Origin of the sequence: Streptomyces sp. NPDC101219 (assembly GCF_044767675.1) — a bacterium.
GTDB lineage: Bacteria > Actinomycetota > Actinomycetes > Streptomycetales > Streptomycetaceae > Streptomyces.
The window spans coordinates 119827-143786 of the sequence record NZ_JBIWOK010000016.1 but is presented as its reverse complement, the minus strand read 5'-3'; the positions used below and the strand labels follow the sequence as shown (position 1 = coordinate 143786).

General features: G+C 74.7%; 18 protein-coding genes. 9 read left to right on the top strand and 9 right to left on the bottom strand.

Features of this window, described 5'->3' with window-relative positions:
* Positions 1–150: 150 nt before the first annotated feature.
* Entirely contained in the window at positions 151–348 is a 198-nt protein-coding gene (locus ACIRPP_RS27130; RefSeq protein WP_164333846.1) for an AlpA family transcriptional regulator, read from the bottom strand.
* 793 nt (positions 349–1141) lie between these two features.
* Here ACIRPP_RS27130 and mmsA point away from each other — a divergent pair.
* The 5 genes from mmsA (at position 1142) to ACIRPP_RS27105 (ending at position 10774) form a co-directional block, all read left to right on the top strand.
* Positions 1142–2644, top strand: coding sequence for a CoA-acylating methylmalonate-semialdehyde dehydrogenase (mmsA, locus tag ACIRPP_RS27125; RefSeq protein WP_403647914.1), 1503 nt, complete (start codon positions 1142–1144; stop codon positions 2642–2644).
* Between the two features lie 537 nt (positions 2645–3181).
* The gene (locus tag ACIRPP_RS27120) at positions 3182–5848 is read left to right on the top strand and encodes an alpha/beta fold hydrolase (protein WP_403647911.1); all 2667 of its coding nucleotides are present in this window, start codon (positions 3182–3184) and stop codon (positions 5846–5848) included.
* Positions 5845–6747: an ABC transporter permease gene (locus tag ACIRPP_RS27115; protein WP_403647909.1), complete on the top strand. Its 903-nt coding sequence runs from the start codon at positions 5845–5847 to the stop codon at positions 6745–6747. The genes ACIRPP_RS27120 and ACIRPP_RS27115 overlap by 4 nt, the downstream gene beginning before the upstream one ends.
* Positions 6748–7116: 369 nt before the next feature.
* Positions 7117–8685, top strand: a complete 1569-nt coding sequence (locus ACIRPP_RS27110; RefSeq protein ID WP_403647906.1) for a von Willebrand factor type A domain-containing protein — start codon at positions 7117–7119, stop codon at positions 8683–8685.
* 172 nt (positions 8686–8857) lie between these two features.
* Entirely contained in the window at positions 8858–10774 is a 1917-nt protein-coding gene (locus tag ACIRPP_RS27105; RefSeq protein WP_403647903.1) for an AMP-dependent synthetase/ligase, read from the top strand.
* Positions 10775–10903: 129 nt separating this feature from the next.
* Here the strand turns inward: ACIRPP_RS27105 and ACIRPP_RS27100 are convergent, their stop codons facing one another.
* Complete coding sequence (locus tag ACIRPP_RS27100; protein ID WP_403647900.1) at positions 10904–11296, bottom strand: rodlin; 393 nt, start codon at positions 11294–11296, stop codon at positions 10904–10906.
* Positions 11297–11583: 287 nt separating this feature from the next.
* Between ACIRPP_RS27100 and ACIRPP_RS27095 the strand changes: the two genes are divergently transcribed.
* From ACIRPP_RS27095 to ACIRPP_RS27085, 3 genes are all read left to right on the top strand, one after another.
* Positions 11584–11967 (top strand): rodlin, encoded by a 384-nt coding sequence (locus ACIRPP_RS27095; protein WP_403647897.1) that lies wholly within the window; start codon positions 11584–11586, stop codon positions 11965–11967.
* Between the two features lie 279 nt (positions 11968–12246).
* The gene (locus tag ACIRPP_RS27090; RefSeq protein WP_403647894.1) at positions 12247–12474 is read left to right on the top strand and encodes a chaplin; all 228 of its coding nucleotides are present in this window, start codon (positions 12247–12249) and stop codon (positions 12472–12474) included.
* A gap of 140 nt (positions 12475–12614) precedes the next feature.
* Entirely contained in the window at positions 12615–13595 is a 981-nt protein-coding gene (locus ACIRPP_RS27085; protein ID WP_403647950.1) for a chaplin family protein, read from the top strand.
* A 73-nt stretch (positions 13596–13668) separates the two neighbouring features.
* Here ACIRPP_RS27085 and ACIRPP_RS27080 read toward each other — a convergent pair whose 3' ends face one another.
* Entirely contained in the window at positions 13669–14955 is a 1287-nt protein-coding gene (locus tag ACIRPP_RS27080; RefSeq protein ID WP_403647891.1) for an ATP-grasp domain-containing protein, read from the bottom strand.
* A gap of 193 nt (positions 14956–15148) precedes the next feature.
* Here ACIRPP_RS27080 and ACIRPP_RS27075 point away from each other — a divergent pair, with 193 nt between their 5' ends.
* Complete coding sequence (locus ACIRPP_RS27075; protein WP_403647888.1) at positions 15149–16396, top strand: glycoside hydrolase family 26 protein; 1248 nt, start codon at positions 15149–15151, stop codon at positions 16394–16396.
* Between the two features lie 65 nt (positions 16397–16461).
* On the opposite strand, the gene ACIRPP_RS27070 is transcribed toward ACIRPP_RS27075, so the two are convergent.
* The 6 genes from ACIRPP_RS27070 to ACIRPP_RS27045 form a co-directional block, all read right to left on the bottom strand.
* Positions 16462–17562, bottom strand: a complete 1101-nt coding sequence (locus tag ACIRPP_RS27070) for a GNAT family N-acetyltransferase (protein WP_403647884.1) — start codon at positions 17560–17562, stop codon at positions 16462–16464.
* Positions 17559–18215 (bottom strand): lipopolysaccharide biosynthesis protein, encoded by a 657-nt coding sequence (locus ACIRPP_RS27065; RefSeq protein WP_403647881.1) that lies wholly within the window; start codon positions 18213–18215, stop codon positions 17559–17561. The genes ACIRPP_RS27070 and ACIRPP_RS27065 overlap by 4 nt, the downstream gene beginning before the upstream one ends.
* On the bottom strand, positions 18212–19468 hold the full coding sequence (locus ACIRPP_RS27060; protein WP_403647878.1) for a glycosyltransferase: 1257 nt from the start codon (positions 19466–19468) through the stop codon (positions 18212–18214). Before ACIRPP_RS27060 ends, ACIRPP_RS27065 begins: the two co-directional genes overlap by 4 nt.
* Positions 19465–20235: a polysaccharide deacetylase family protein gene (locus ACIRPP_RS27055; protein ID WP_403647875.1), complete on the bottom strand. Its 771-nt coding sequence runs from the start codon at positions 20233–20235 to the stop codon at positions 19465–19467. Before ACIRPP_RS27055 ends, ACIRPP_RS27060 begins: the two co-directional genes overlap by 4 nt.
* Positions 20207–22048, bottom strand: coding sequence for a murein biosynthesis integral membrane protein MurJ (gene murJ, locus ACIRPP_RS27050; RefSeq protein ID WP_403647872.1), 1842 nt, complete (start codon positions 22046–22048; stop codon positions 20207–20209). Before murJ ends, ACIRPP_RS27055 begins: the two co-directional genes overlap by 29 nt.
* Before the next feature lie 554 nt (positions 22049–22602).
* Positions 22603–23958, bottom strand: coding sequence for an O-antigen ligase family protein (locus ACIRPP_RS27045; protein WP_403647869.1), 1356 nt, complete (start codon positions 23956–23958; stop codon positions 22603–22605).
* Between the last annotated feature and the right edge of the window lie 2 nt (positions 23959–23960).

Here is a 23960-nt window from a genome sequence, read left to right as displayed (position 1 = left end):
TGAAGGGGCGCAGCACGGTGCGCTCCCCGGTGAGCGTGGGTTTCCGGGCGAAACTCATGGGCAGCACTGTGCCCCACCGCGCGGGGTGGGGCACAGCGGATTTCGGCGGCGGTCAGCCTCTGCGGCCCCGGTCAGCCCCTGCGGCCCGAGTCAGCCTCTGCGGCCCCGGTTGCCGGGCCGGGAGGCAACCCAGGTGCGGACGGTGTCCGCGTACCAGTAGGGCTTCCCCGCCTCGACGTGGTCCGGCGGGGGCAGCAGGCCGTGCTTGCGGTAGGAGCGCACGGTGTCCGGCTGCACCTTGATGTGGGCCGCGATGTCCTTGTACGACCACAGCCGTCGGTCGGTCATGAATGGCACCTCCCCGCGCGCACCGCGGCGGCGGCCGAGGGGTGGCCGTCAGGGGGAGCCGGGTGCTGCGCTGGCGATCATCAAGCGTTGTGCCCGGTCAACGACGCCGACCGGGGCTGAGGTGGGGGCTGTGGTCCGGATGTGACGAAAGGTCCGCGTAGGCGGGACATGTGTGACACAACCGGTACTTCCGTGACAGGCGTGACGCAACGGCGTACGCCGTCCGGGACGGCGGGGTCAGTTGACAGCAACCTCTCACTTCCTCCTCACCGGAGAGCCGATCAGCCCTGTGACCAGGCAGTCGTTCCCGGCGCGGTGTCCTGCCGAACACGCGGGCGACGCGAAATCGTCAGTATGTCCGGACAAAACATTGACAGGGCGTCGTACCGCGGATAGAAACCCCGGAGAGCCGTGCGGTACAGCGCCCGCATCCCCCGGGCACCGATCGCCTCCGGCGCGAACGGCCCCTTCGCTTTGGCAGGAGTGAAGAGGCGTGCGAAGACTCCCCGCCCGCCAAGGCCACGCGCCGGAGGTCCCGGCTCTCCACCCCGGACCCGGGCCCCCGTGGGGCGGGGCGGCGCACGGCCGTCGCGCGCCGCACATGTGTCTACACGAGGACCGCAACGGCCGACACTGTGTCGGGAGCGCCGCCCGGCCGCACCTGCTGGGATGGAACCGTGCCCGACCGCGGCACGGCGGGCGCTCCGCCCGTCCGCCGCGGCGCACGGCACGCGAGCTGTACACCCGGCACGTCCCACCCCGACGCCGCCCCATGCGTAAGGAGTTCTCGGTCATGACGAAGATCGTCAACCACTGGATCGGCGGGAAGACCGCCGAAGGCGCCTCGGGTACCCACGGGCCGGTGACGAATCCGGCGACCGGCGAGGTCACCACGAAGGTCGCGTTCGCCTCCGTCGAGGAGGTCGACGCGGCGGTCGCCGCCGCGAAGGACGCCTACCGGTCGTGGAGCCAGTCGTCGCTGGCCACCCGGACCTCGATCCTGTTCCGGTTCCGCGCCCTGGTCGACGCGCACCGTGACGAGATCGCCGAGCTGATCACCGCCGAGCACGGCAAGGTGCACTCCGACGCCCTCGGCGAGGTCGCCCGCGGACTGGAGATCGTCGACCTGGCCTGCGGCATCAATGTGCAGCTCAAGGGCGAGCTGTCCACTCAGGTCGCCAGCCGCGTCGACGTCGCCTCCATCCGCCAGCCGCTCGGCGTGGTGGCCGGCATCACCCCGTTCAACTTCCCGGCCATGGTGCCGATGTGGATGTTCCCGCTGGCCATCGCCTGCGGCAACACCTTCGTCCTGAAGCCCTCGGAGAAGGACCCGTCGGCCGCGGTCCGGCTCGCCGAGCTGATGGCCGAGGCCGGGCTTCCCGACGGCGTCTTCAACGTCGTCCACGGTGACAAGCTCGCCGTCGACCGCCTCCTCACGCACCCCGACGTCAAGGCCGTGTCCTTCGTCGGCTCCACCCCGATCGCCCGCTACATCCACACCACCGCCTCGGCCAACGGCAAGCGCGTCCAGGCCCTCGGCGGCGCCAAGAACCACATGCTGGTGCTGCCCGACGCCGACCTCGACGCGGCGGCCGACGCGGTCGTCTCCGCGGCCTACGGCTCCGCCGGTGAGCGGTGCATGGCGATCTCCGCGGTCGTCGCCGTGGGCGCGATCGGCGACACCCTGGTCGAGAAGATCCGCGAGCGCGCCGAGAAGATCAAGATCGGCCCCGGCGACGACCCCACGTCCGAGATGGGCCCCCTCATCACCAAGGCCCACCGCGACAAGGTCGCCTCCTACGTGGAGAACGCCGCAGCCGAGGGCGCCGAGGTCGTCCTCGACGGCACCGGCCACACCGTCGACGGCTACGAGGACGGCCACTGGATCGGCATCTCGCTCCTCGACAAGGTGCCGACCTCCGCCAAGGCCTACCAGGACGAGATCTTCGGCCCGGTCCTGTGCGTCCTGCGCACCGAGACCTACGAGGAGGCCGTCGACCTCATCAACGCCTCCCCGTACGGCAACGGCACCGCCATCTTCACCCGCGACGGCGGCGCCGCCCGCCGCTTCCAGCTGGAGGTGGAGGCGGGCATGGTCGGCGTGAACGTCCCGATCCCGGTCCCCGTCGGCTACCACAGCTTCGGCGGCTGGAAGGACTCCCTCTTCGGCGACCACCACATCTACGGCAACGACGGCACGCACTTCTACACCCGCGGCAAGGTCGTCACGACCCGGTGGCCGGACCCGGCCGACGCCCCGGCCGGCGTGGACCTGGGCTTCCCCCGCAACCACTGACCGACCGTCCGGACCGGCACCCGCGGGCCGGAGCCGTGCTCACCGCACACGGCTCCGGCCCGCGGGCGTTCCGTCCGCCGTGACCGTTCCCGCGACGTGGCCCACTCCCTGCCCTCGCCCGCGGAAGACGCCACCGACATCGGATGCCGTCGGACGGGGACGAGGCCCCGGCCGTGGAGACACGTCCGCGGTGACAACCCGAGGGCCACGACCCGCCCGTGACCACATGTGGATCGGGGCCGTCGACGGCCTGCGCATCAACAACCGGGTCTACGACTTCGAGGCCGACGGCGTCAGAGCGCGTCGCGCCGGCTGACACGGGGCTCGTCCACGGCCAGGGGTGCCCCGGACCGGCCGGTCGACGGTCCGGGGCACCGCGCACCCGCGACACCGCCGGGCCCCCGCCCGCCCCGTCGCGCTCCCGCGCCGGTGTACCGCGTCCGGTGTACGCCACCCGCCGGTGTACGACCGGGGGTGGGCGCCGGGATCCCCCTGTGGGCCGCCGGAGTGCGCGGCGGCCTCCTTTATGGTTCCAGGATGGACCTCCGAAAGATCCGGCTGCGGGCCCGTGCACGAGGCGGCGGGCGCCGCCGAAGGTGGGCCGCCGCGACGGCGGCCGTCGTCGTGCTCGCCGGCGCCGGCACCTGGACCGCCGTCGCCTCGGAGGACGCACCGGCCGAGGTGGTGCGCGAGGACCGGGCCCTGACCACGGGCGACGGGGTGCGCATCGACACCTCTTACTTCACCTCCGGCCCGGAGGGCCGCCGTCCCGCCGTCCTGCTCGGGCACGGCTTCGGCGGCAGCAAGGAGGACGTGCGGCAGCAGGCCGAGGACCTCGCCCGGGACGGGTACGCGGTCCTCACCTGGTCCGCGCGCGGCTTCGGGAAGTCCACCGGGAAGATCGGGCTGAACGACCCCGAGGGCGAGGTCGCCGACGTCTCCCGGCTGCTCGACTGGCTGGCCGGCCGGCCCGAGATCCAGCTCGACAAGGACGGCGACCCGCGCGTCGGCATGGCCGGCGGCTCCTACGGCGGTGCCATCGCCCTGCTCACCGCCGGACACGACGACCGGGTCGACGCGATCGCCCCGGCCATCACCTACTTCGACCTCGCCGACGCGCTGTTCCCGAATGGCGTGTTCAAGAAGCTGTGGGCCGGCATCTTCGTCAACTCCGGCGGCGGCTGCGACCGGTTCGAGCCCGCGCTGTGCGCGATGTACGAGCGGGTCGCCGAGTCCGGTGTGCCGGACGCCGAGGCCCGCGCCCTGCTGGAGGAACGCTCGCCGTCCGCCGTCGCCGACCGCATCGGTGTGCCCGCGCTCCTCGTGCAGGGTCAGTCCGACTCGCTGTTCCCGCTCGGCCACGCCGACGCCGCCGCGCGCGCCATCCGCGCCAACGGCGCCCCGGTGGAGGTCGACTGGATCGCGGGCGGCCACGACGGCGGCGACCCCGAGACCGACCGCGTCCAGCGGCGCGTACGGGCCTGGTTCGACCGCCACCTCAAGGGCGACCGGAACACCGGCACCGGCCCCGCGTTCCGCGTCAGCCGTACCGGCGGCGTCGACTCCACCGACGGGCGGGCCACGCTCCGCGGCGCGAGCGCCGACCGGTACCCCGGCCTGAGCAGCGGACCGGAGACCGTCCGCCTCACCGGATTCCAGCAGCGCTTCGACAACCCGGCGGGGGCCAACCCACCCGCCGTGTCCGCCCTCCCGGGCCTCTCCGGCGCCGGCGGCGGCCTCTCCCAGCTGTCCTCGCTCGGCGTCGGCGTCTCGCTGGACTTCCCCGGCCAGCACGCCCGCTTCCAGTCGGAGCCCCTGAACCGCGATCTGCGCATCACCGGTTCCCCGCAGATCACCGCGCGTGTCACCTCGACCAGCGACGACGCGGTGCTGTTCGGCAAGCTCTACGACGTCGGACCCGACGGCCGGCAGCAGGTGCTGCCCTCCCAGCTCGTCACCCCGCTGCGGGTCGAGAACGCCAAGGCGGGCCAGGACGTCACGATCACGCTGCCCGCCGTCGACCACGAGGTGCGCAAGGGCCACCGCCTCCGCCTGGTCATCGCCTCGACCGACCTCGGCTACGCCTCCCCGGCCGCCCCCGCCACCCACACCGTCGGCATCGAGGGCCACCTGACGGTGCCCACCGCGCCCGCCGTGACCACCGCGGCGGCCCCGCTGCCCGCCTGGGTGTGGTGGCTGCCGCTCGCCGGAGCCGTCGCCGCCCTGGTCCTGGTCCTCACCGGCCGCCGCCGCACCACCGCCCCGGCGCCCGACCCCGAACGGGCCGGCCTGCCACTGGAGATCACCGGACTGAGCAAGCGCTACGCCCGCTCCGCCGACCGGTACGCCGTGCGGGACCTGTCCTTCCGCGTCGAACGCGGCCAGGTCCTCGGCCTGCTCGGCCCGAACGGCGCCGGCAAGACCACCACGTTGCGCATGCTGATGGGCCTGATCACACCCGACGAGGGCGAGATCCGGGTCTTCGGCCACACCGTGCGGCCCGGCGCGCCGGTGCTGTCCCGGGTCGGGGCCTTCGTGGAGGGCGCGGGCTTCCTGCCGCACCTGTCCGGGCGGGAGAACCTGGAACTGTACTGGCGGGCCACCGGCCGCCCGGCCGAGGACGCCCACCTCGACGAGGCCCTGCGCATCGCGGGTCTCGGCGACGCCCTCTCCCGCGCGGTGCGCACCTACTCCCAGGGCATGCGCCAGCGCCTCGCCATCGCGCAGGCCATGCTCGGCCTGCCCGACCTGCTGATCCTGGACGAGCCGACCAACGGCCTGGACCCGCCCCAGATCCGCGAGATGCGGGAAGTGATGATCCGCTACGCGGCCGACGGACGCACCGTGATCGTCTCCAGCCACCTCCTCGCCGAGGTCGAGCAGTCCTGCACCCACCTCGTCGTCATGGACCGGGGCCGGCTCGTCCAGGCGGGCCCGGTGCACGAGATCGTCGGCACCGGCGACACCCTGCTCGTCGGCACCGGCGCCCCCGTCGACGAGCCGCTCGCCGAGAAGGTGGCCGCACTGCCGGGCGTCGCCTCGGCCGTGCGCGCCGACGACGGGCTGCTGGTACGGCTGGACGCGGACGGCACCGCCGCCCGCCTGGTCGCCGACCTCGTACGGCTGGACGTGCCGGTGCAGTCGGTGGGCCCGCACCGCCGCCTGGAGGACGCCTTCCTCACCCTGATCGGAGGTTCCGCATGAGCACGCTCACCGAGCGGGACGAGCGCGACGGGCGGGACACGGCCCCCGGGCCCGCCACCGCCGTCGCCGACGGCTACCGCGCCGGCCACACCCTGCCGCTGCGCGTGGAACTCGTCCGGCAGGTCAAGCGCCGCCGCACGCTGGTCATGGGAGCGATCCTCGCCGCCCTGCCGTTCGTCCTGGTCGTCGCCTTCGCCATCGGCGGCGAGCCGGAGGGCCGGGACGGCCGGGTGACCCTGATGGACACGGCCACCGCGTCCGGTGCCAACTTCGCCGCCGTGAACCTGTTCGTGTCGGCCGGGTTCCTCCTCGTCATCCCCGTCGCCCTGTTCTGCGGGGACACCGTCGCCTCCGAGGCGGGCTGGTCGTCGCTGCGCTACCTGCTCGCCGCCCCCGTGCCCCGGATGCGGCTGCTGTGGTCGAAGCTGGCCGTCGGACTCGGGCTGAGCCTGGCCGCGACGGTGCTGCTGCCGGTGGTGGCCCTCGCCGTCGGCACCGCCGCCTACGGCTGGGGGCCGCTGCAGATCCCCACCGGCGGCTCCCTGGACCCCGGCACGGCCGCCCAGCGGCTCGTGGTCGTCGTGGCGTACCTGTTCGTCTCCAACCTGGTGACCGCCGGGCTCGCGTTCTGGCTGTCGACCCGCACCGACGCGCCGCTGGGCGCGGTGGGCGGCGCGGTCGGCCTGACCATCGTCGGCAACGTGCTGGACGCGGTGACGGCGCTCGGCGACTGGCGCAACTTCCTGCCCGCGCACTGGCAGTTCGCCTGGGCGGACGCCGTCCAGCCCACCCCCGAGTGGTCCGGCATGATCCAGGGCGCCTCCGTCTCCGTCACGTACGCGCTGGTGCTGTTCGCGCTGGCCTTCCGGCACTTCACCCGCAAGGACGTCGTCTCCTAGCTAGGGTCTTTCGTTCGGATCAGGCCGGATCAGGGAGCGGGGTCCGGTGATGGGGGTACCTCCCACGCCGTTCGGGCAGTGGGGAGCGTCGCAAGGCGGAGGAGGGCGGCAGGGCGGGGCCCTGCCAACCGACGACAACGCGGCGCGGCGCGGTGCCGGGGCCCGCGAGCCCGGCATGAGCCGAACGAGAGGCCCTATCCGCCCCCGGTCCGTCCGCCGAGGTCAACGGAGGGTCACCTACCGGTCTCGGCGGGCGGGTTCCGTGCCCTCTTCGAGACGCATCTGCAATCCCCCGTACCGCACGTTCCGGCCCGTTCCGCCGTCACAGTCGCAGGAAGTCGACGTCAACCGGCAGAGGGGACACGGACGATGAAGCGGCACGGGGCACGGACGGCACGGGGGTACGGCAGGCGGAGGTGGGGCGGCGCGCTGGCCGCCCTCACGGCGGCGGGCGGCCTGCTGCTCACCGGGTGCTCCGCCGGGGACGACTCCGGGCGGCGGACGACGGACTCCTCCTACGAGCGAGGGGGCGACCGCACGGCACCGCTGCCCGCGCCCGACGCCCCCCGGGGCGGCGAACGGCGGGGGGAGAGCGAGGGCGACGTCGCTCCCGAGCCGGACCCCGGCCATCTCTCCACCTTCGCCCTCGACGTCGACACCGCCTCCTACGGCTACGCCCGCCGCACCCTGGCCGACGGCCGGCTGCCCCACCCGTCGACGGTGCGGCCCGAGGAGTTCGTCAACAGTTTCCGCCAGGGCTACGAACGCCCCGACGGGGACGGCTTCTCGGTCACGGTCGACGGCGCCCGCACGCCCGAGAAGGACTGGTCCCTGGTCCGGGTCGGCCTGGCCACCCGGACCGCCGAGGACTCCGGCGACCGGCCGCCCGCCTCCCTCACCTTCGTCGTCGACGTCTCCGGTTCGATGGCCGAACCCGGCCGCCTGGACCTCGCCCGCAGCGCGCTGGCCACCATGACGGACCGGCTGCGCGACGACGACGCGGTGGCCGTCGTGACCTTCAGCGACGAGGCCGAGACCGTGCTGCCCATGACCCGTCTCGGCGGCCACCGCGGCCGGGTCCACGACGCCGTCGCCGGTCTGCGGCCCGCGCAGTCCACCAATCTGGGCGCGGGCGTCGAGACCGGCTACGCGACCGCCGTCGAGGGGCTCCGCAAGGGCGCCACCAACCGGGTCGTGCTGGTCTCCGACGCGCTCGCCAACACCGGGGAGACGGACGCCGACGCCATCCTGGAACGCATCTCCGACTCCCGCCGCGAGCACGGCATCACCCTGTTCGGTGTCGGCGTGGGCAGCGACTACGGCGACGCGCTGATGGAGCGTCTCGCGGACAAGGGTGACGGCCACACCGTCTACGTCTCCGACGAGAAGGAGGCGCGCAGGGTGTTCTGCGAGGACCTCCCGCGCAACATCGAGCTGACCGCCCGGGACGCCAAGGCCCAGGTCGCCTTCGACCCGGAGACGGTCGCCGAGTTCCGGCTCGTCGGCTACGACAACCGCCGGGTCGCCGACGAGGACTTCCGCGACGACCGGGTCGACGGCGGCGAGGTCGGCCCCGGCCACACCGTCACCGCCCTGTACGCGGTGCGCACCCGGCCCGGTGCCGAGGGCCACCTCGCCACGGCCACCGTCCGCTGGCTCGACCCCGACAGCCGGGCCCCGCACGAGGAGACCGGCGACCTGGAGGCGGACGCCCTCGGCGGCTCCGTCTGGCGCGCGGACCCCGGCCTGACCGTCACCGCGACCGCCGCCTACTTCGCGGACGCGCTGCGCTCCCGCGACGAGCGTCCCGGGGCCCTGCCGGGCGCCCCCGGCCTGGGCCGGCTCGCCGAACGCGCCGGCGACCTGGCGGCGCGGACCGAGGACGACGCCGTCCGCGACCTGGCGGAGGCGATCCGCACGGCGGACCGGCTGACCTGAGCCGGCCGCCCGGCGGACCGGCTGACCTGAGCCGGCCGCCCGGCGGTGCCCACGCGCGGTGCCCGGCCGTTGACTGATCCCTACGCCCAGGTAAGTTTACTCTGGAGTAAGTAAGACCTCAGGAGCACGGCAGCACCAGCACGACAGCCTCCAGCCGCGACCGGGAGCCGCCATGGGCGTACGCAGGGACCTGAAACGAGCCAAACGACGCACCGGCCTCACGGCCCGCGTCGGCATCGAGACCGTCGCGGACGGCCACGGCGTCGTCCGCGAGGTCCGCGCGGCGCCCCTGGCCCCGCGGCCGGCCACCGGCAGCACCGCCGACATCCCGTTCACCAACGCCGCGGAGGCGCCGGACGCCGTCGTACTGCGCCGCGAACGGCAGGGCACCTGGCACCCGGTCACGGCGGCGGCCTTCGCGCAGGAGGTCACCGCCGTGGCCAAGGGCCTGATCGCGGCCGGTCTCCGGCCGGGGGACCGGGTCGCGGTGATGTCCCGCACCCGCTACGAGTGGTCGGTCCTGGACTTCGCCGTCTGGTCCGCGGGCGGCGTCACCGTGCCCGTGTACGCCACCTCCTCCGCGGACCAGGTGGAATGGATCGTCCGCGACTCCGGCGCCCGCCACGTCGTCACCGAGACCCCGGAGAACACCGCCACCGTCACCACCGCCACGGCGGCCCACCCCGAACGCCCTCGCCTCTGGGAGATCGACGCCGGAGCCCTCGACCGGCTCAGCGCCCTCGGCCGGGACGTGCCCGACGAGGAGGTCACCGGGAGGCGCACCGCCCTCACTCCGGACAGTGTCGCGACGATCTGCTACACCTCCGGGACCACCGGCCGCCCCAAGGGCTGCGTCCTCACCCACGCCAACCTGCACGCCGAGGCCGCCAACACGGTCGAGCTGCTGCACCCCATCTTCAAGGAGGTCACCGACCAGGTCGCCTCGACGCTGCTGTTCCTCCCGCTCGCCCACATTCTCGGCCGCACGCTCCAGATCGCCTGTCTTTCGGCCCGCATCGAGGTCGGCCACTTCCCGAGCATCAAGCCGGACGAACTGCGGCCCGCCCTCATGGCGTTCCGCCCGACCTTCCTCGTCGGCGTGCCCTACCTCTTCGAGAAGATCCACGACACCGGCCGCGCCACCGCCGAGAAGATCGGCCGCGGCGCCTCCTTCGAACGCGCCCACCGCCTCGCCGTCCGCTTCGGCGCCGCGCACCTCGACCGGTTCCTCGGCCGCGGCAGGGGCCCGGGCCCCGGCCTGTACGCCGCCTGGGCGCTCTACGACCTGCTGGTCTACCGCCGCGTCCGCAAGGAACTCGGCGGCCGCCTGCGCTACGCCATCAGCGGCGGCTCCCCGCTGGAACGCGACCTCAACCTCTTCTTCTACGCCGCCGGCATTCTCATCTACGAGGGCTACGGCCTCACCGAGACCACCGCCGCCGCCACCGTCGTCCCGCCGCTCGGCCCGCGCCCCGGCACGGTCGGCCTGCCGGTGCCCGGCACCGCCGTGCGCATCGCCGACGACGGCGAGGTCCACATCAGGGGCGGCATCGTCTTCGGCTCCTACTGGAACAACCCCGATGCCAGTCGACAGGTGCTGTCCGACGGCTGGTTCACCACCGGCGACCTCGGATCCCTCGACGCCGACGGGTACCTCACCATCACCGGACGCAAGAAGGACATCCTCGTCACCACCGGGGGCAAGAACGTCTCCCCGGCCGTCCTGGAGGACCGGCTGCGCAGCCGCCCGCCCGTCGGCCAGTGCCTCGTCGTCGGTGACAACCGGCCCTTCGTCGGCGCGCTGATCACCCTGGACCCGGAGACGGTCGCCCACTGGCTGTCCGTGCGCGGGATGCCCGCCGGCACCCCCCTGTCCGAGGTGATCCGGGACCCCCGGATGCTGGCCGACGTGCAGAAGGCCGTCGACTACGCCAACGAGGCCGTCTCCCGCGCCGAGTCGATCCGCGCCTTCACGGTGGTGGAGGGCGAGTTCACCGAGGAGAACGGACTGCTGACCCCCTCCCTGAAGGTCAAACGGCAGGCGGCGCAGGAGGCGTTCGCGGCGGAGATAGACACGCTCTACGCCTGAGCCGGCGCACCGGCGCACAGGGCGTTCCGCACGCCGACCCACCACGCGGACACACGACGAGGGCGGGGCCACCGGCACTCCCGGTGACCCCGCCCTCGCCCGCGCCGCGCGGACGCGTGAACGTCCGTCTCAGCTCTCGCCGTTGGCCGACAGGATCGACACGTCCTCCAGCAGGTGGGACAGCGCGCCGTCGCGCTTGGCCTGCGTGGAGTTCTCGGTGCACTGCTGGTTCGACTCGTCCGACAGGATGTTGAGACCCTGCAGCGGAGTGGCGCCGAGCAGGGCGACGGGGACGTCGTCCACGGCGATGCACGGCTTGTTGAACGAGCCCTGGATCAGCGCCATCTGCGGGCTCATGTTGCCGTAGGTGGCAGAGTTGCCGTAGTTCTGCACCGCGGCGTTGCCGTTGGCGATGGTGGGACCGGAGTCGTCCCCGATCGCCAGCGCCTGCGGTGCCATGGCGACGCTGGTGCCCATGGCGGAGGCGGCGATCGCCGCAGCGGCAATAACCTTCTTGATCACTGGCCAAGTCCTTTCTGACGAAACCCCGTCCACCGAGGCGACCTGGTCAACTGCCCGCACCGGTAAGGGTTTCTCCCGTTCACCCCGACGGCCGACAACGGATGCGTGTTGTCGGCCCATATGAGAAATGGGCCGGGCGGGGCGGGAGTCCCCTATTTCCCAGGTCCCGGGAAAGTCATGCGGGCCAACCGGGTGAACGCCCGCAACCAAAAAGCGTGGCGCCGGTTGATGAGGCCGTAGGACTTGCGTCGCTACGACATGCGTCGCTACGAGGAAAGGAACGCGAAGTGCTCAAGAAGGCTATGGTCGCCGCGGCGGTCATCGGTATGTCGGTGGCGGCCGCTCCCACGGCGCTGGCCATCGGTGACGACTCCGGCCCCAACGTCGCCAACGGCAACGGCGCCTCCTCGGCGTTCGGCAACTCGTCGACCGAGGGTGACATGAGCCCGCAGCTCTCGCTGGTCGACGGCTCGCTGAACAAGCCGTGCCTGGGTGTCGAGGACGTCAACATCGCCTCCGCCGCCGCCGTCCCGGCGATCCAGGACGTGCCGATCCTGTCGGACGAGCTCAACCAGCAGTGCGCCGACAACTCCACCCAGACCAAGGGCGACGGCGCCCTGTCGCACATCCTGGAGGACCTGTCGGTCCTCTCGGCCAACGTCGAGGACTGACTCGTATCGCACGCGGCCCGGGCGGTTCGTTCCCGTTCACGGAGACGGACCCCCGGCCGCACGCGTTCGGCCGACCGGCACGGGTCACAAAACGCCCGCCCGGAGGTATGTCGTTGACGTGATGCGGAGCATCCGGGTGAATTCCCCGGTGTTGCCCGTTCCGTGGTTGCTTCGCGCGTCAATTCCTCGTTTGCAGGCTGCAGGTCATGGTGCGAGCCGTACAGTCGCTCGCTCGGTTTCGGCCGTCACTCGGGCATGACCGCAGAGAAGGGAAACTTCATGAAGAAGAGCGCTGCTGTCGTCGCAGGCGCACTCGTGGCCCTCGGCATGGCCTCCCCGGCCTTTGCCGACTCGGGTGCCCAGGGTGCCGCGATCGGCTCCCCCGGTGTCCTCTCCGGCAACGTGATCCAGGTCCCGGTCAACATCCCGGTCAACCTGTGCGGCAACACGATCAATACGCCCGGCGGGCTGAACCCGGCCTTCGGCAACGTGTGCGTGAACGACTGACGAAGTCCCGGTCGGCCGTCACGGCCGCGCACCACGGCCGGCCCGGTGAACAGTGATCGTTCCCGGGTCGGCCGTACCCCTTCTCCCACCATTCTTCAAGCAGGAAGACAACGACAATGCGACAGACCCTGAGTAAGGGAATGGTCGCGGCGGCCGCCGCGACGGGCATTCTGTCCCTGTGCGGCGGCACCGCCCTCGCCGAAGCGCAGGCGGAAAGCGCCGCACAGGGCTCGCCGGGCGTCGTGTCCGGCAACAGCATCCAGGCCCCGGTGCACGTCCCGGTCAACGTCTGCGGCAACACGGTCGACGTGATCGCTGCTCTGAACCCGGCGTTCGGCAACAAGTGCGCCAACGTGTCGGAACACCACACGGAACACCGCAAGGACAACGACAGGCCGGACCACGATGCTCCCGGCAACCACCACGACTCCGGCAACGGCCCGGTCGCGGACTCCGGCAACGGCCCGGACGGCGACTCCGGCAACGACGGGGACGGGCGGGGCGGTGACGAGGGGTACGGCTCCGGCGGCGGCGCCTCCGCCGACGGGCACACCGAGGGCTCGCCCGGTGTGGGCTCCGGCAACAACGTCCAGGTACCTGTCGACGTGCCGGTCAACGTCTGCGGCAACTCGGTGAACGCCGGCGGCGCGCTCAACCCCGCCTTCGGCAACTCCTGTGCCAACGAGGAGCCGTCCGGTTACGGTGAGACGCCGCCGGAGGAGCCGCCCGGCTACGGTGAGACGCCGCCGGAGGAGCCGCCCGGTTACGGTGAGACCCCGCCGGAGGAGCCCCCCGGTTACGGTGAGACGCCGCCGGAGCCCCCCGGCTACGGTGAGACCCCGCCCACCACCCCGCCTCCCACGACGCCGCCGACGACGCCGCCGCCGACGACGCCGCCTCCCACGACGCCGCCCCCCACCACGCCGCCGACGACGACGCCTCCCACGACGCCGCCGACGACGCCGCCGACGACGACGCCTCCCACCACGCCGCCGACGACCCCGCCCAGCCTGCCGGAGACCGGCAGCGAGAACATGGCCGGCGCCGCGGCCGCGAGCCTCGCGCTCATCGCGGGCGGCGCCGTCCTCTACCGTCGGTCCCGCGCGGCTTCCCGCCGCTGACCCCGACGTCACAGCCGCCCCCGTCCCCGGGCACCCGCCGCCGCGCGTGCCCGGGGACGGGGGCTCGCGCGTGTCAGCGGCTGCCCGCCCGCTCGTCGTCGACGCACCCCGCGCCCTCCGGTGACGGCGCCGCGCCCTGACGCACCACCCGCGCCCCCGGCTGCGGTTCGGCCCGGCGGCCGCCCGGCCGGCGCAGGCGCTCCAGCAGCCGTCCCGCCACGTGCCGGCCCCACAGGCCCCACATCGCCCGCCCCGGCGCCCGGTCGTCGCGCGCGTACCAGGCGAGCTCCCGCCCGCCCGGCGTCCGCCGCAGCGCGCCGAGCGGCGCGTAGTTCTCCACCACGAACGCCCGCCCCGGCACCGGCGCGCCCGCCGCCAGCGGACGGTGCGTCAGGTCCAGGTGCTGCGCCCGGACCACGTCCAGCCCGGCCGTGTCGGTGAACAGCCGGAACTGCGCCCCCGGACGCGGGTTGAAGTCGAGCAGGTGGTAGTCGCCGGTGTCCGCGCACCGGCGGAAGTCCAGGTCGAGGATGCCGCGATAGCCCAGTTCGACGGTGAGCCGCTCCGCCAGCGTCCGCACCTGCGGGTTCGGCGCCCAGCGGCCGACCGCGGTGAGCCCCGCCCCGCGCGGCCTCGAACGCAGCTTCAGCCCCGTACCGCCCGCCCGCACGCCGCCCACGCGGTCGGCGTACCCGTGGAAGAACCAGTCCCGGTCCGGGCCAGGCGGCAGGAATGCCTGCAACAGCAGCGTGCTGCCCGCCTCCTCACGCCGCGCGTACAGCTCCCGCGCCTCCCTGGCGCTGCGCACCAGCACCGTGCTGCGCAGCCCGCTGCCCGGCGGCAGCAGCCAGGGCCTGCTCCACTTCGCCACCACCGGAAGCCCCAGCCGCCAGGCCGCCGCGGCGGCCTCGTCCGCGCTGTCCGGGGTGAGCGTCAGCGGGTGCGGGACGTCGAGCGTGGCGCACAGCCGGGCCAGTCCGGCCTTGTCGGCGACCTGCTCGGGCAGCGCCCCGGACAGTTCGGGCAGCAGATAGGCCGGCGCCAGCTCCCGGCGGCCGCGGCCCACCGCGAGCGCCCCCGCGTCGTCCATCGGGATCAGCACGGCGGGCCGCGCGATCCGCGCGGCCACCCGCAGCAGGACCGCCGTCACCTCGGCCGCGCCCGACCCGGGCGGGGGAGGGGTGTGCAGCGCCGTCACGAAGCGGGACGCGCCGACCGGGCTGCGCCCGCAATCGGCGACCACGTGCACCTCCACGCCCGCCCGGCCGAGCGACCGCAATGCGCCCAGCGTTCCGTGGTGAAAGGGATTCCGGTCGATCCGCAGCAGAACGGCGGGGACACGGACATCGAGCAGGGACACGGGTTCATTCCTTCGATTCGGTCACCGGTGCGGGCGACTGCGGCACTCGAAAGCCGTAGCGGCGGTGGCGTGATGGCTTGTCATGTGACTGGGTGTCAGTACGGCGGTCGGCACGGCAGTAGAAAAGGAGGGACACAGAATCCGGCGCACGGCGTACGAAGCAGCACCGCAACGACGAACCCAAGGAGCAGGAATGGCCCCACAGCAGCGACGGTCCCGGCTGCGGCGGCGTCTGGCATGTGTCGCCGCGGCCGTGACCGCGGCGGCCACCCTGGCAGCCGGTCCCGGTTTCGCCGCCGGCGCAGGGACGGACGACGGCCCGCGCGCCCCGGGCCCCTCGGCCCCGGCCCCCGGCGCCACGGCCCCCGGCGCCACGGCGACCCCGCCGGCCGCGGCGCCCGAGGAGAGCGCCCCCGCCTTCGGCGCCTACCTCGACTACGGCCCTCGCGGCGTGACCCGCATGGCCGAGCTCAGCCAGTGGCTGGGCGGCGCCCAGCTGCGCGTCGGCCACACCTACCTGCCCGGGGACCGCTGGAGCAACATCGAGGGACGCCCCGGCTTCCTCGACGTGTGGGCGAACTGGCGGCGCGGCGCCGACGACCGGATGCTCGTCCTCAACGTGCCCATGCTGGAGCGCAACGAGGAGGGGCTCGGCGACGACGAGGTGCGCAGGCTGCTGCGGGAGGGCGCCGCCGGCCGCTACGACCATCACTTCCGCGCACTCGCCGAGCGGCTGGTCCACCTCGGCGTGCCGGACACGGTGCTGGTGCTCGGCTGGGAGATGAACGGCATCACGTACACCCACCGGTGCGGGCCGGACCCCGAGGCCTGGAAGACGTACTGGAACAGGATCGTCACCGCCATGCGTTCGGTGCCGGGCCAGGAATTCCGGTTCGATTTCACCCCGAGCCGCGGCCGGGACGCCGTCCCGTGGACCGAGTGCTATCCGGGTGACGACACCGTCGACATCATCGGAATGGACGCCTACGACCAGCCGCGCGGAATGCCGTTCGACGAACAGGTGGAGGAACCCTACGGACTGCGGCACCACGTGGAGTTCGCGAAGGAGCACGGCAAACCCATTTCCTATCCCGAATGGGGCCTTTTCCGCAACGGTGACAACACCGCGTACATGAAGGGCATGCTCGACTGGATGGACGAGCACAGACCCTTGTACAACACGCTCACCGACTACTGCCCGCACGGCGTGTGGCAGTGCGGCCACAATCCCGAGTCCTCCGCCGTCTACCGGTCCGTGCTGTCCGGCCGCGGCTCCGCCCCGGCGGCCGGCACTCCGGCGGCCGACCCTCAGCAGGCCGTGTCCGGCACCGTCCCCCCGGCACCCTTCGACTGCACGCCCCTGGACCTCGGGCAGTGGGTCGAGTACTGGATCGGCGGACGGCTGTGCCTGCGCCTCGACTGGTGGTCGCGCACCCGCTAGCCGCCCACGGCACGCGGCTGGACGGCCGTCACCGGCCCGGACGCCCGGCGGGGCGGCGGGCCCGGTCAGGGCCCGCCGCCCGCGTCGCGTCCCCGCCGGCGCAGCAGCTCCCGGCCCCGGCGCCGGGCCGCCGCGTCCGCCAGCGCCGCCGCCAGCAGCGGCGCGGTGCTCCGCCGGGCGAGAAGCAGCCGGCCGTTCACCACCGGCTCGGGCCGCCAGTGGTGCTTGTACGGCTCGTCGCCGCGCAGCAGGCTCAGCGTGGCGTGGGCACCGTCCTTGGTGTGCGTGGTGCACGCGTCGAGCAGCATCACCGCCACGTCCGCCCGCAGCTCCCGCAGCCGCGGATGCGCGCCGTACAGGTAGCCGCCCGCGACCTGCGGCGACATCAGCGTCACGTCCACGGCGACCACCTCCCCGGCCAGCCGGAACTCGGTGACCACCGCGTCCCCGGCCCGCACCATCGGGCCGACGGCGCCCGCCAGGTGGGCGCGGAAACGCGGGCGCAGGTGCTCCGGGGTGATCCGCCGGCCCGCCCACTGGAGCCGGTGCAGCTCCAGCAGCCGGGCCAGCGCCGCGTCCACCCCGTCCGGCGGGACCACGTGCCGCTGGACGCCCAGCCGGTCCAGCCTGCGGAGCTTGGCCCGCACCCGCTGCTGCGACTTCGCCGACGGCAGCCGGGCGACCAGCTCGGCCATCGGCACGGCGGGCAGCTCCAGGCACAGCGAGTCGTCCAGCCGGTGCCGGGGCCCGCGCCAGCGGGCGAGGACCCGCTCGGCGGCGGCCCCGGGGCGCACCTCCCGCAGGTCGATCAGGGCCGTGCGGGCGGCGGCGGCCAGCGCGCCGGTGAGCGCGTCCACCGCCGCTCGGCCGTGCGCGTCGTCCAGCAGCACGTCGCCGTAGTCGGAGACGGCGCCGCCCAGCGTCACCAGCGCCGGCCACGGCCGCCGCACCCGCATCAGCGGTGCCGCCGCGACGAGTTCACCGCCTGCGCGCACCAGCAGCAGCCGCAGGCCGCCCGGGCTGCCGTAGGTGTGCCACCAGGAGGACAGCCAGGCGTGGCTCTGGAACGGCGTGGCTGTCCCGCACCGCCGGTACAGCCGGCTCCAGTCCTCGCCCAGGGCGGCGAACGCGCCCGCGTCGGTGACCCGTTCGACGGTGTACGTCACAGCTGCCCGTGCACGTCCGCGGCGGGCGCCGGGGCCGGCACCGACGCCGCCGGCGCCGGTTCCGGCACCGCCCGCCGGGGCCGCGCCAGCAGCGCCAGCCCGCCCAGCAGGCCCCCGGCGCTTGCCCCGACCGCCCCGGTCACCGTCCACGGCGCCGACGACGGCTCGGTGGGCTCGGTGGCGCGGGCGAACTGCCGCAGCTCCACGCGGGTGGCCTGCTCGGCGCCCGCCGCGTGCCGGGTCAGCGCGCGCGAGACGGCGTTGGCCATGTCGGCGGCCACGTCCGGGCGGGACGAGGTCGCCGTCACCGACACCATGGGCGCGTCCGGCGAGGTCGCCGTGCGGACGTTCTCCCGCAGGGTGCGCACCGGCACGCCCGCCGACACCTGCGCGTCGCCGAGCACCGCGAGCTGGCCCGCGACCCGGCCGTACGCCTGGGCGAACCCGAGCGCGGTGCCCGGGTCGGAGTTCTCCTTCGGCACCGCCACGACATAGCTGGTAGCCGTGTAGGCGGGCGTGGCGACCAGCCCGTAGGTGGTGCCGAGCACGGCCCCGGCGAGGACACCGGCCGCGGGCAGCGACCAGGGCGGCAGGGCCCGGAGGCGGGACAGGGCGGCGGCCGGGCGGCGCCGCCCGGCGGGGTTCTCGGTCATGCGGAACTGACTCCCTCGGGTGACGGGGACGGCGACGGCGAAGGTGGGGACGCGGGCGACGGCGGTGGGGACGCGGGCGACCGCGGTGGGGGCGACGGCGGTGGGGGCGACGGCGGTGGGGGCGACGGCGGTGGGGCGGCACCCGTCAGGGCGGCCGCGTAGACGTCCGCGAGCAGGCCCGCGGTGCGGGTGACGCAGTAGTGCCGGGCGGCCCCGGGCGCCTCCCGGGACGGCGGGGCGTCCTCCCGCGCCCGGGCCAGAGCCCGCGCGAACGCCTCGGGCCCGCCGTCGACCCGGCGGGCGGACGGCGCGGCGGACGCGGGCAGGTCCTCGAGCGCCGGGCAGCAGGCGTACAGCACCGGCAGGCCGCACGCCAGAGCCTCCACGATCGCCAGCCCGAACGCCTCCTGCGGGGACGGCGAGGCGAGCACGTCCATCGCGCAGGCCAGCGACGGCAGGTCCGGTCCCGCCGTGCCGTCGGGCTCGCCGGGGCGTTCGCCGGTGAACAGGACCCGGCCCGCCACCCCGGCCTCCCGCGCCACGGCCCGCAGCGCGCTCTCCTGCCGCCCGCCGCCCGCCAGCAGCAGCCACGTGTCGGCGGGCAGCAGGGCCAGCGCGCGGATCAGGACGTCGAAGCGCTTGCCCGTCACGAGCCGGCCGACGCCCCCGACGACGAACGCCCCGTCCGGCAGCCCGAGTCGGCGCCGGGTGCGCGCGCGGCGGTCCGCGTCGAAGCGGAAGCGGTCCAGGTCCACACCGTTGGGGACGACCACGATCCGCGACGGCGGCACCCCCCAGCGTTCGAGCCGGGCGGCAACGGTGGCGGACACGGCGACGGTGGTGCGGCCCAGCCGCTCCCCGGCCAGGTACAGGGCGCGCACGCCCGGCGTGAGCGGGCGGCCCTCCATCTGCGTGTCGCCGAGGGAGTGTTCGGTGGCGACGACCGCCCGCACCCCCGCCAGCCGCGCCGCGATCCTGCCGTACAGGCAGGCCCGGTAGAGGTGGGTGTGCACGAGGTCGTAGCCGCCCGCGCGGATCAGCCGCACCAGCCGGGGCAGCGCGCCCAGGTCCCGGTTGCCGGCCATCCCCAGGTGGGTGACCCGCACCCCGTCGGCCGCCAGACCCTCGGCCACACTGCCCGGGTTCGTCAGGGTCACCACGTCGCAGTCGGCCGGCAGATGCCGCAGCAGCAGCCGCAGTTGCTGCTCGGCGCCGCCCACGCCGAGGCCGGTGATGACGTGCAGCGCCCTCACCGCACGCCCTCCACCGGACGGCGGCGCAACCGGTGCAGCCGGTACTTCAGGAACAGCCGCACGGGCGTGTCCCGCTGGCCGACGTGGACGCGGGGCAGGGCGTGCGGGCCGGTGAGCGCTCCGGGGTCGATGGCGCAGGCGTAGGCGTACCCGGCGTCCCGCACCGCGTCCACGGTGCGGCGGTCGAGGGTGCCGTACGGGTAGCAGAAGCCGTCCACGGGTGCGCCCGTCAGCCCCGACAGCAGCGCCCTGCTGCCGGCCGTCTCGGCCGCGAGCGTCGGGTCGTCGGCCCGGGTCAGGTCGATGTGGGTCAGCCCGTGCGAGCCGATCTCGACGCCCGCGGCGGCGGCCCGGCGGATGCCGTCGGCGCTCAGCAGCGGCTTGCGCGGGCCGAGCGGGTCCCAGGCGTTCGTGCTGCCGAGCCGGCCCGGCAGCACGAACAGGGTGGCGGTGCAGCCATGCGCGGTGAGGACCGGCAGGGCGCCGGTGAGGAAGTCGGCGTACCCGTCGTCGAAGGTGAGGCCCACCAGGTCGCGGCCCCCGCCCCGCGCGCGGGCGGCGAGCAGTTCGCCCACGGACACGCCCCGCAGCCCGCGCCGCCGCAGCCAGGCCAGCTGGCCGGCCAGCCGCTCCGGCGTGACGGTGACGCGGTACGGATCGTCGGAGCAGTCGCCGACGGAGTGGTACATCGCCACCCACGGCACGCCTCCCGCCGGGCGGACGGCGTGGGCGGGGCGGTCAACGGGTGCGGGTGCGGGTGCGGCCATGGCGGAACCTTCGGGTGAGGGTGAGGGGTCGAATGCGGGCCGCGCGCTGCACGAGGGCGCGGGCGGCGGAACAGACGGTGACGCAGCCCGGGTCGCCCAGGACCCGGCCGCACAGCAGGAACACGGCGGCCACGGTGACGACTCCGGCGGCGAGCGCGGGGAGGGGCGCCTCGAACCGATGGGCGGCCGGCCCGCCCGCCGCCGCGGCGGCCACCGCGGCGGCCACCGGCCGGACGAGCCGGGCCACGACCCGGCGCGTGTGCACCGGGATGCCCCGCGGCCCGAGCCCCCGCAGCAGCAGCGCCGCGGTGACGGTGATCCCGGCGGCGTTGGCGGCGGCGATCCCCGCCACCCCCCAGGGGCCCACCGCCCAGGCACCGGCCCCGGCGGTGACCGCCAGCCCCACGGCCATCGCGCCGAGCGGGTACCAGGTGGCCCGGCCCGCCGAGAAGTAGGAGCGGATCAGCGCGCCGACCAGGGTCTGCGCGAGCAGCCCGAGCGCGTACACCCGCAGTACGCCCGCCGTGGCCGCGGTGTCGCTGGCGGTGAACGCCCCGCGCTGGAAGAGCAGTCCGACGATCTGCGGGGCGCAGGCGACGACGGTGGCGGTCCCCAGCAGCACCACGGCCGCGGCCAGCGCCAGATCGCGCTCCGCCCGCGCCCGCGCCCGCTCCGTGTCCCCGTCGGCCAGCGCCCGGGCGACCACCGGGAAGGTGACCGTGACCAGCATGAGCGACCAGGTCATGGGGACCTGGGCCACCTTCTGGGCGTAGTTCAGGTGCGAGATCGCACCGGCGGGCAGCGACGAGCCGAGGAAGCGCTCCACCAGGACCTGGGACTGGCGGCACAGCGCGAACAGCAGGACCGCGAGGAGCAGTCCCAGCCCCATCGAGGGCCCGGCATCGCCCGCGACCGTCCCGGCGGCCCGCGTGACGCCCTTGCGCAACTGACGCACCAGGTCCGGCAGTTGCACCGCCACCATCAGGCAGCCGCCCACCGCCACCCCGACGGCCGCCGCCCGCACGCCCCACCGCTCGCCGAGAGCGAGCATCACCCCGATGATGCCGGTGTTGTACGCCACGTAGACGGCCGCCGGAGCGAGATAGCGGTGGTGGGCTCGCAGGGCCGCGCTGCAGTACCCGGCGAGACCGAAGCCGAGCACGCAGGTCGCGGTGAGCCGGGTGCAGTCCACGGCGAGAGCCGGGTCGGACAGGCCGGGCGCGAGCAGCGCCACGACCAGCGGGGCGGCGGCCACGAGCAGCGCGCCGACCGCGACGAAGGCCAGCGACAGACGGGGCAGTGTGACGGCGACCAGCTCGCGCACCGGGTCGTCGCCCGCGGCCCCCCGGGCCCGCCGGGCGAGCGCCAGGCTGAACGCCGGGATCAGCGCGATGGCCAGCCCGTCCTCGATCAGCAGCGTCGCCCCGAACTCCGGGACGGTCCACGCCACCAGGAAGGCGTCGGTCTCGCTCCCGGCCCCGAACAGCCGCGCCAGCGCCTGGTCCCGCACCAGCCCCAGCAACGCCCCGGCCACCGACAGCACCCCCGTCACCAGCGCGGCCCGGCCGAGGAAACCCCGGGGCAGGTTGCCGCCGGCCCGGTGGACGGGGGGTGGGGGAGGGGAGGGTGGGGGGTTCTGGGCGGGGGCGGCGGGGGCGGTGGGGTCTTCTTGCGGGAGCGGGAGCGGGGGCGAGGTGGGGGCTGGGTCTGCGCCCGTGCCTGCGGGCGTAGGGCTTTGCCGGGCTACGACCGCGCTCTGATCCGGGCCCGCGACGGCGCCCGCGGCCGGGCCCGTGACCGCACTCGCGGTCACGGCTCTGTCCGGGGCGGCGACCGCACCCCCGGCCGCAGCTCCGTGCGCAGCTACGACCGCACCCCCGGCCGCAGCTCCGTGCGCAGCTACGACCGTCCTTGCGACTGGGCCGACGACAGCGCCCGCGGCCGTAACTCCCTCCGGGCCCGCGACCGTCCTTGTGACTGCGCCTGCGGCCGCAGCTCCGTCCGAGCTCGCGACCGTCTCTGCGGCCGGGCCGGCGTCCGCGCCTGCGGCCGTAGTGCCGTCGGGGCCCGCGGTTGTCCTTGCGTCGATGTCCGCGACCGCACCCGCAGCCACACCCGAGGCCGGGCCCACGGTCGGGCCCGTACCCGCACCCGTCCCCGCACCCGGCCCGCACCCCGACGCCCCCAAGGGGCGCCCGAGGGCCGGCGTCCCGGCGGGGCCGGCCGCCGTGCCCCAGCGGGCCGTCCCCGAGGCGGCACGGGTAACGCCCCCGGGTGCGGCGGGCCGTGCCGCCACCGGCGTGCGGGGCGATGCCGGCACCGGCTTGCAGGGCGGTGTCGCCACCGGAGTACGGGGCGGTGTCGTCGTCATCGTGCTCCCGCCCCCTCGGCCGCGCCGTGCGCGGCCGGTGCCGGGCCGGGACCGGCTGGCCGCGGCACGGTGCCGCCGGCCAGCGCCCACCAGGCCGCCAGGCCCAGACACACCGCCGTCAGCACGGTCGACGGGCCCCCGATGTCCGCGTAGGAGAAGTCCGTCAGCAGCCGGACCAGCAGCCCGCACGCCACCAGACCGCAGTCCAGGCCCGGCCCGCCGTGCCGGCGCACCCGCCACACCCCCCGCACCGCGCAGCCCAGCAGGACCAGCCAGCCGCCGGCCAGCGCGATCAGCCCGATCAGCCCCTGCTCGGCGAGGACCAGCAGGTACATGTTGTGCGGGGACAGCAGCGGCTGCCTGCGGAACGCCGCGCCCGCGCCCTCCGTGTCGCTTCCCGAGGACAGCGCGAGCGAGGCGTGCGAGTCCCGGTGTTCCGGGAAGCCCTTCAACCCGACGCCCGTCAACGGCTGTTCGCGCCACATCCCGGCCGCGGCCGCCCACATGGTGTACCGGTCGGTCACCGACCGGTCCGGCGCGTCGGTGACGCGGGTGATGCTGCCGACGCGCTCCTGCAGCATCGACTGGCCCACCCCGAACCCGCCGGCCAGGACGACCGCCACCGCGGCGACCACCGCCCCCGCCGCGAGCGCCCGCCGCAGTCCCGCGAGCAGCAGCTGCACCGTGCACGCCACCGCCGTCGCGATCCACGCCCCCCGGCTGAACGACAGGGCCAGCGGCGGCAGCAGCACCAGCACGAACCCGGCGGCCACCAGCCGCTCCCGCAGCGGTGCCCGGCCCAGCGCCAGCCCGAGCGCGCACACCAGCCCCAGCGACACCACCGTCGCCATGCCCATCACGTCCTGCGCGCCGAACGTGCCCACCGCCCGCACCGGCTGCCCCTGGTAGGAGGCGCCGGTGCGGGTCACGTACTGGTGCACCCCGACCGCGCCCTGCCACACCGCCAGCCCCACCAGCGCCCACGCGGGCAGCCGGAAGTCCCGCCGGTCGCGGATCAGCAGCAGCACGGCCAGCGGCACCAGCACGAACACCTGGAGGTAGCGGCCGAGCCCCGAGAGCCCGGCGGCCGGGGACACCGCGGTGACCGCCGCCGGGGCCAGGGCCACCACCGGAAGCCCGAACACCACGGCCGCCGTACGCGGCAGGGGGCGCCGCCGGCCCCGCAGCAGCCGGACCGCGCAGTACACCACCACCAGCGCGGACAGCACGTCGGCGGGGCCCGGCCCGCCGGCGCCCGGGCCGAGTGGCAGGGCCAGGGCGACGACCACCGCCACCACGGGCAGCACCGGCGTGACGCCTTGCGCGCGCGGCACGGGCACCGGATCGGTCATGG

What these genes read in the sequence shown, in the direction of transcription:
- ACIRPP_RS27130 (WP_164333846.1), bottom strand. Translation starts at nt 348, where the DNA reads ATGACCGACCGACGGCTGTGGTCGTACAAGGACATCGCGGCCCACATC.
- mmsA (WP_403647914.1), top strand. Translation starts at nt 1,142, where the DNA reads ATGACGAAGATCGTCAACCACTGGATCGGCGGGAAGACCGCCGAAGGC.
- ACIRPP_RS27120 (WP_403647911.1), top strand. Translation starts at nt 3,182, where the DNA reads ATGGACCTCCGAAAGATCCGGCTGCGGGCCCGTGCACGAGGCGGCGGG.
- ACIRPP_RS27115 (WP_403647909.1), top strand. Translation starts at nt 5,845, where the DNA reads ATGAGCACGCTCACCGAGCGGGACGAGCGCGACGGGCGGGACACGGCC.
- ACIRPP_RS27110 (WP_403647906.1), top strand. Translation starts at nt 7,117, where the DNA reads ATGAAGCGGCACGGGGCACGGACGGCACGGGGGTACGGCAGGCGGAGG.
- ACIRPP_RS27105 (WP_403647903.1), top strand. Translation starts at nt 8,858, where the DNA reads ATGGGCGTACGCAGGGACCTGAAACGAGCCAAACGACGCACCGGCCTC.
- ACIRPP_RS27090 (WP_403647894.1), top strand. Translation starts at nt 12,247, where the DNA reads ATGAAGAAGAGCGCTGCTGTCGTCGCAGGCGCACTCGTGGCCCTCGGC.
- ACIRPP_RS27085 (WP_403647950.1), top strand. Translation starts at nt 12,615, where the DNA reads ATGGTCGCGGCGGCCGCCGCGACGGGCATTCTGTCCCTGTGCGGCGGC.
- ACIRPP_RS27075 (WP_403647888.1), top strand. Translation starts at nt 15,149, where the DNA reads ATGGCCCCACAGCAGCGACGGTCCCGGCTGCGGCGGCGTCTGGCATGT.
- ACIRPP_RS27065 (WP_403647881.1), bottom strand. Translation starts at nt 18,215, where the DNA reads ATGACCGAGAACCCCGCCGGGCGGCGCCGCCCGGCCGCCGCCCTGTCC.
- ACIRPP_RS27055 (WP_403647875.1), bottom strand. Translation starts at nt 20,235, where the DNA reads ATGGCCGCACCCGCACCCGCACCCGTTGACCGCCCCGCCCACGCCGTC.
- ACIRPP_RS27045 (WP_403647869.1), bottom strand. Translation starts at nt 23,958, where the DNA reads ATGACCGATCCGGTGCCCGTGCCGCGCGCGCAAGGCGTCACGCCGGTG.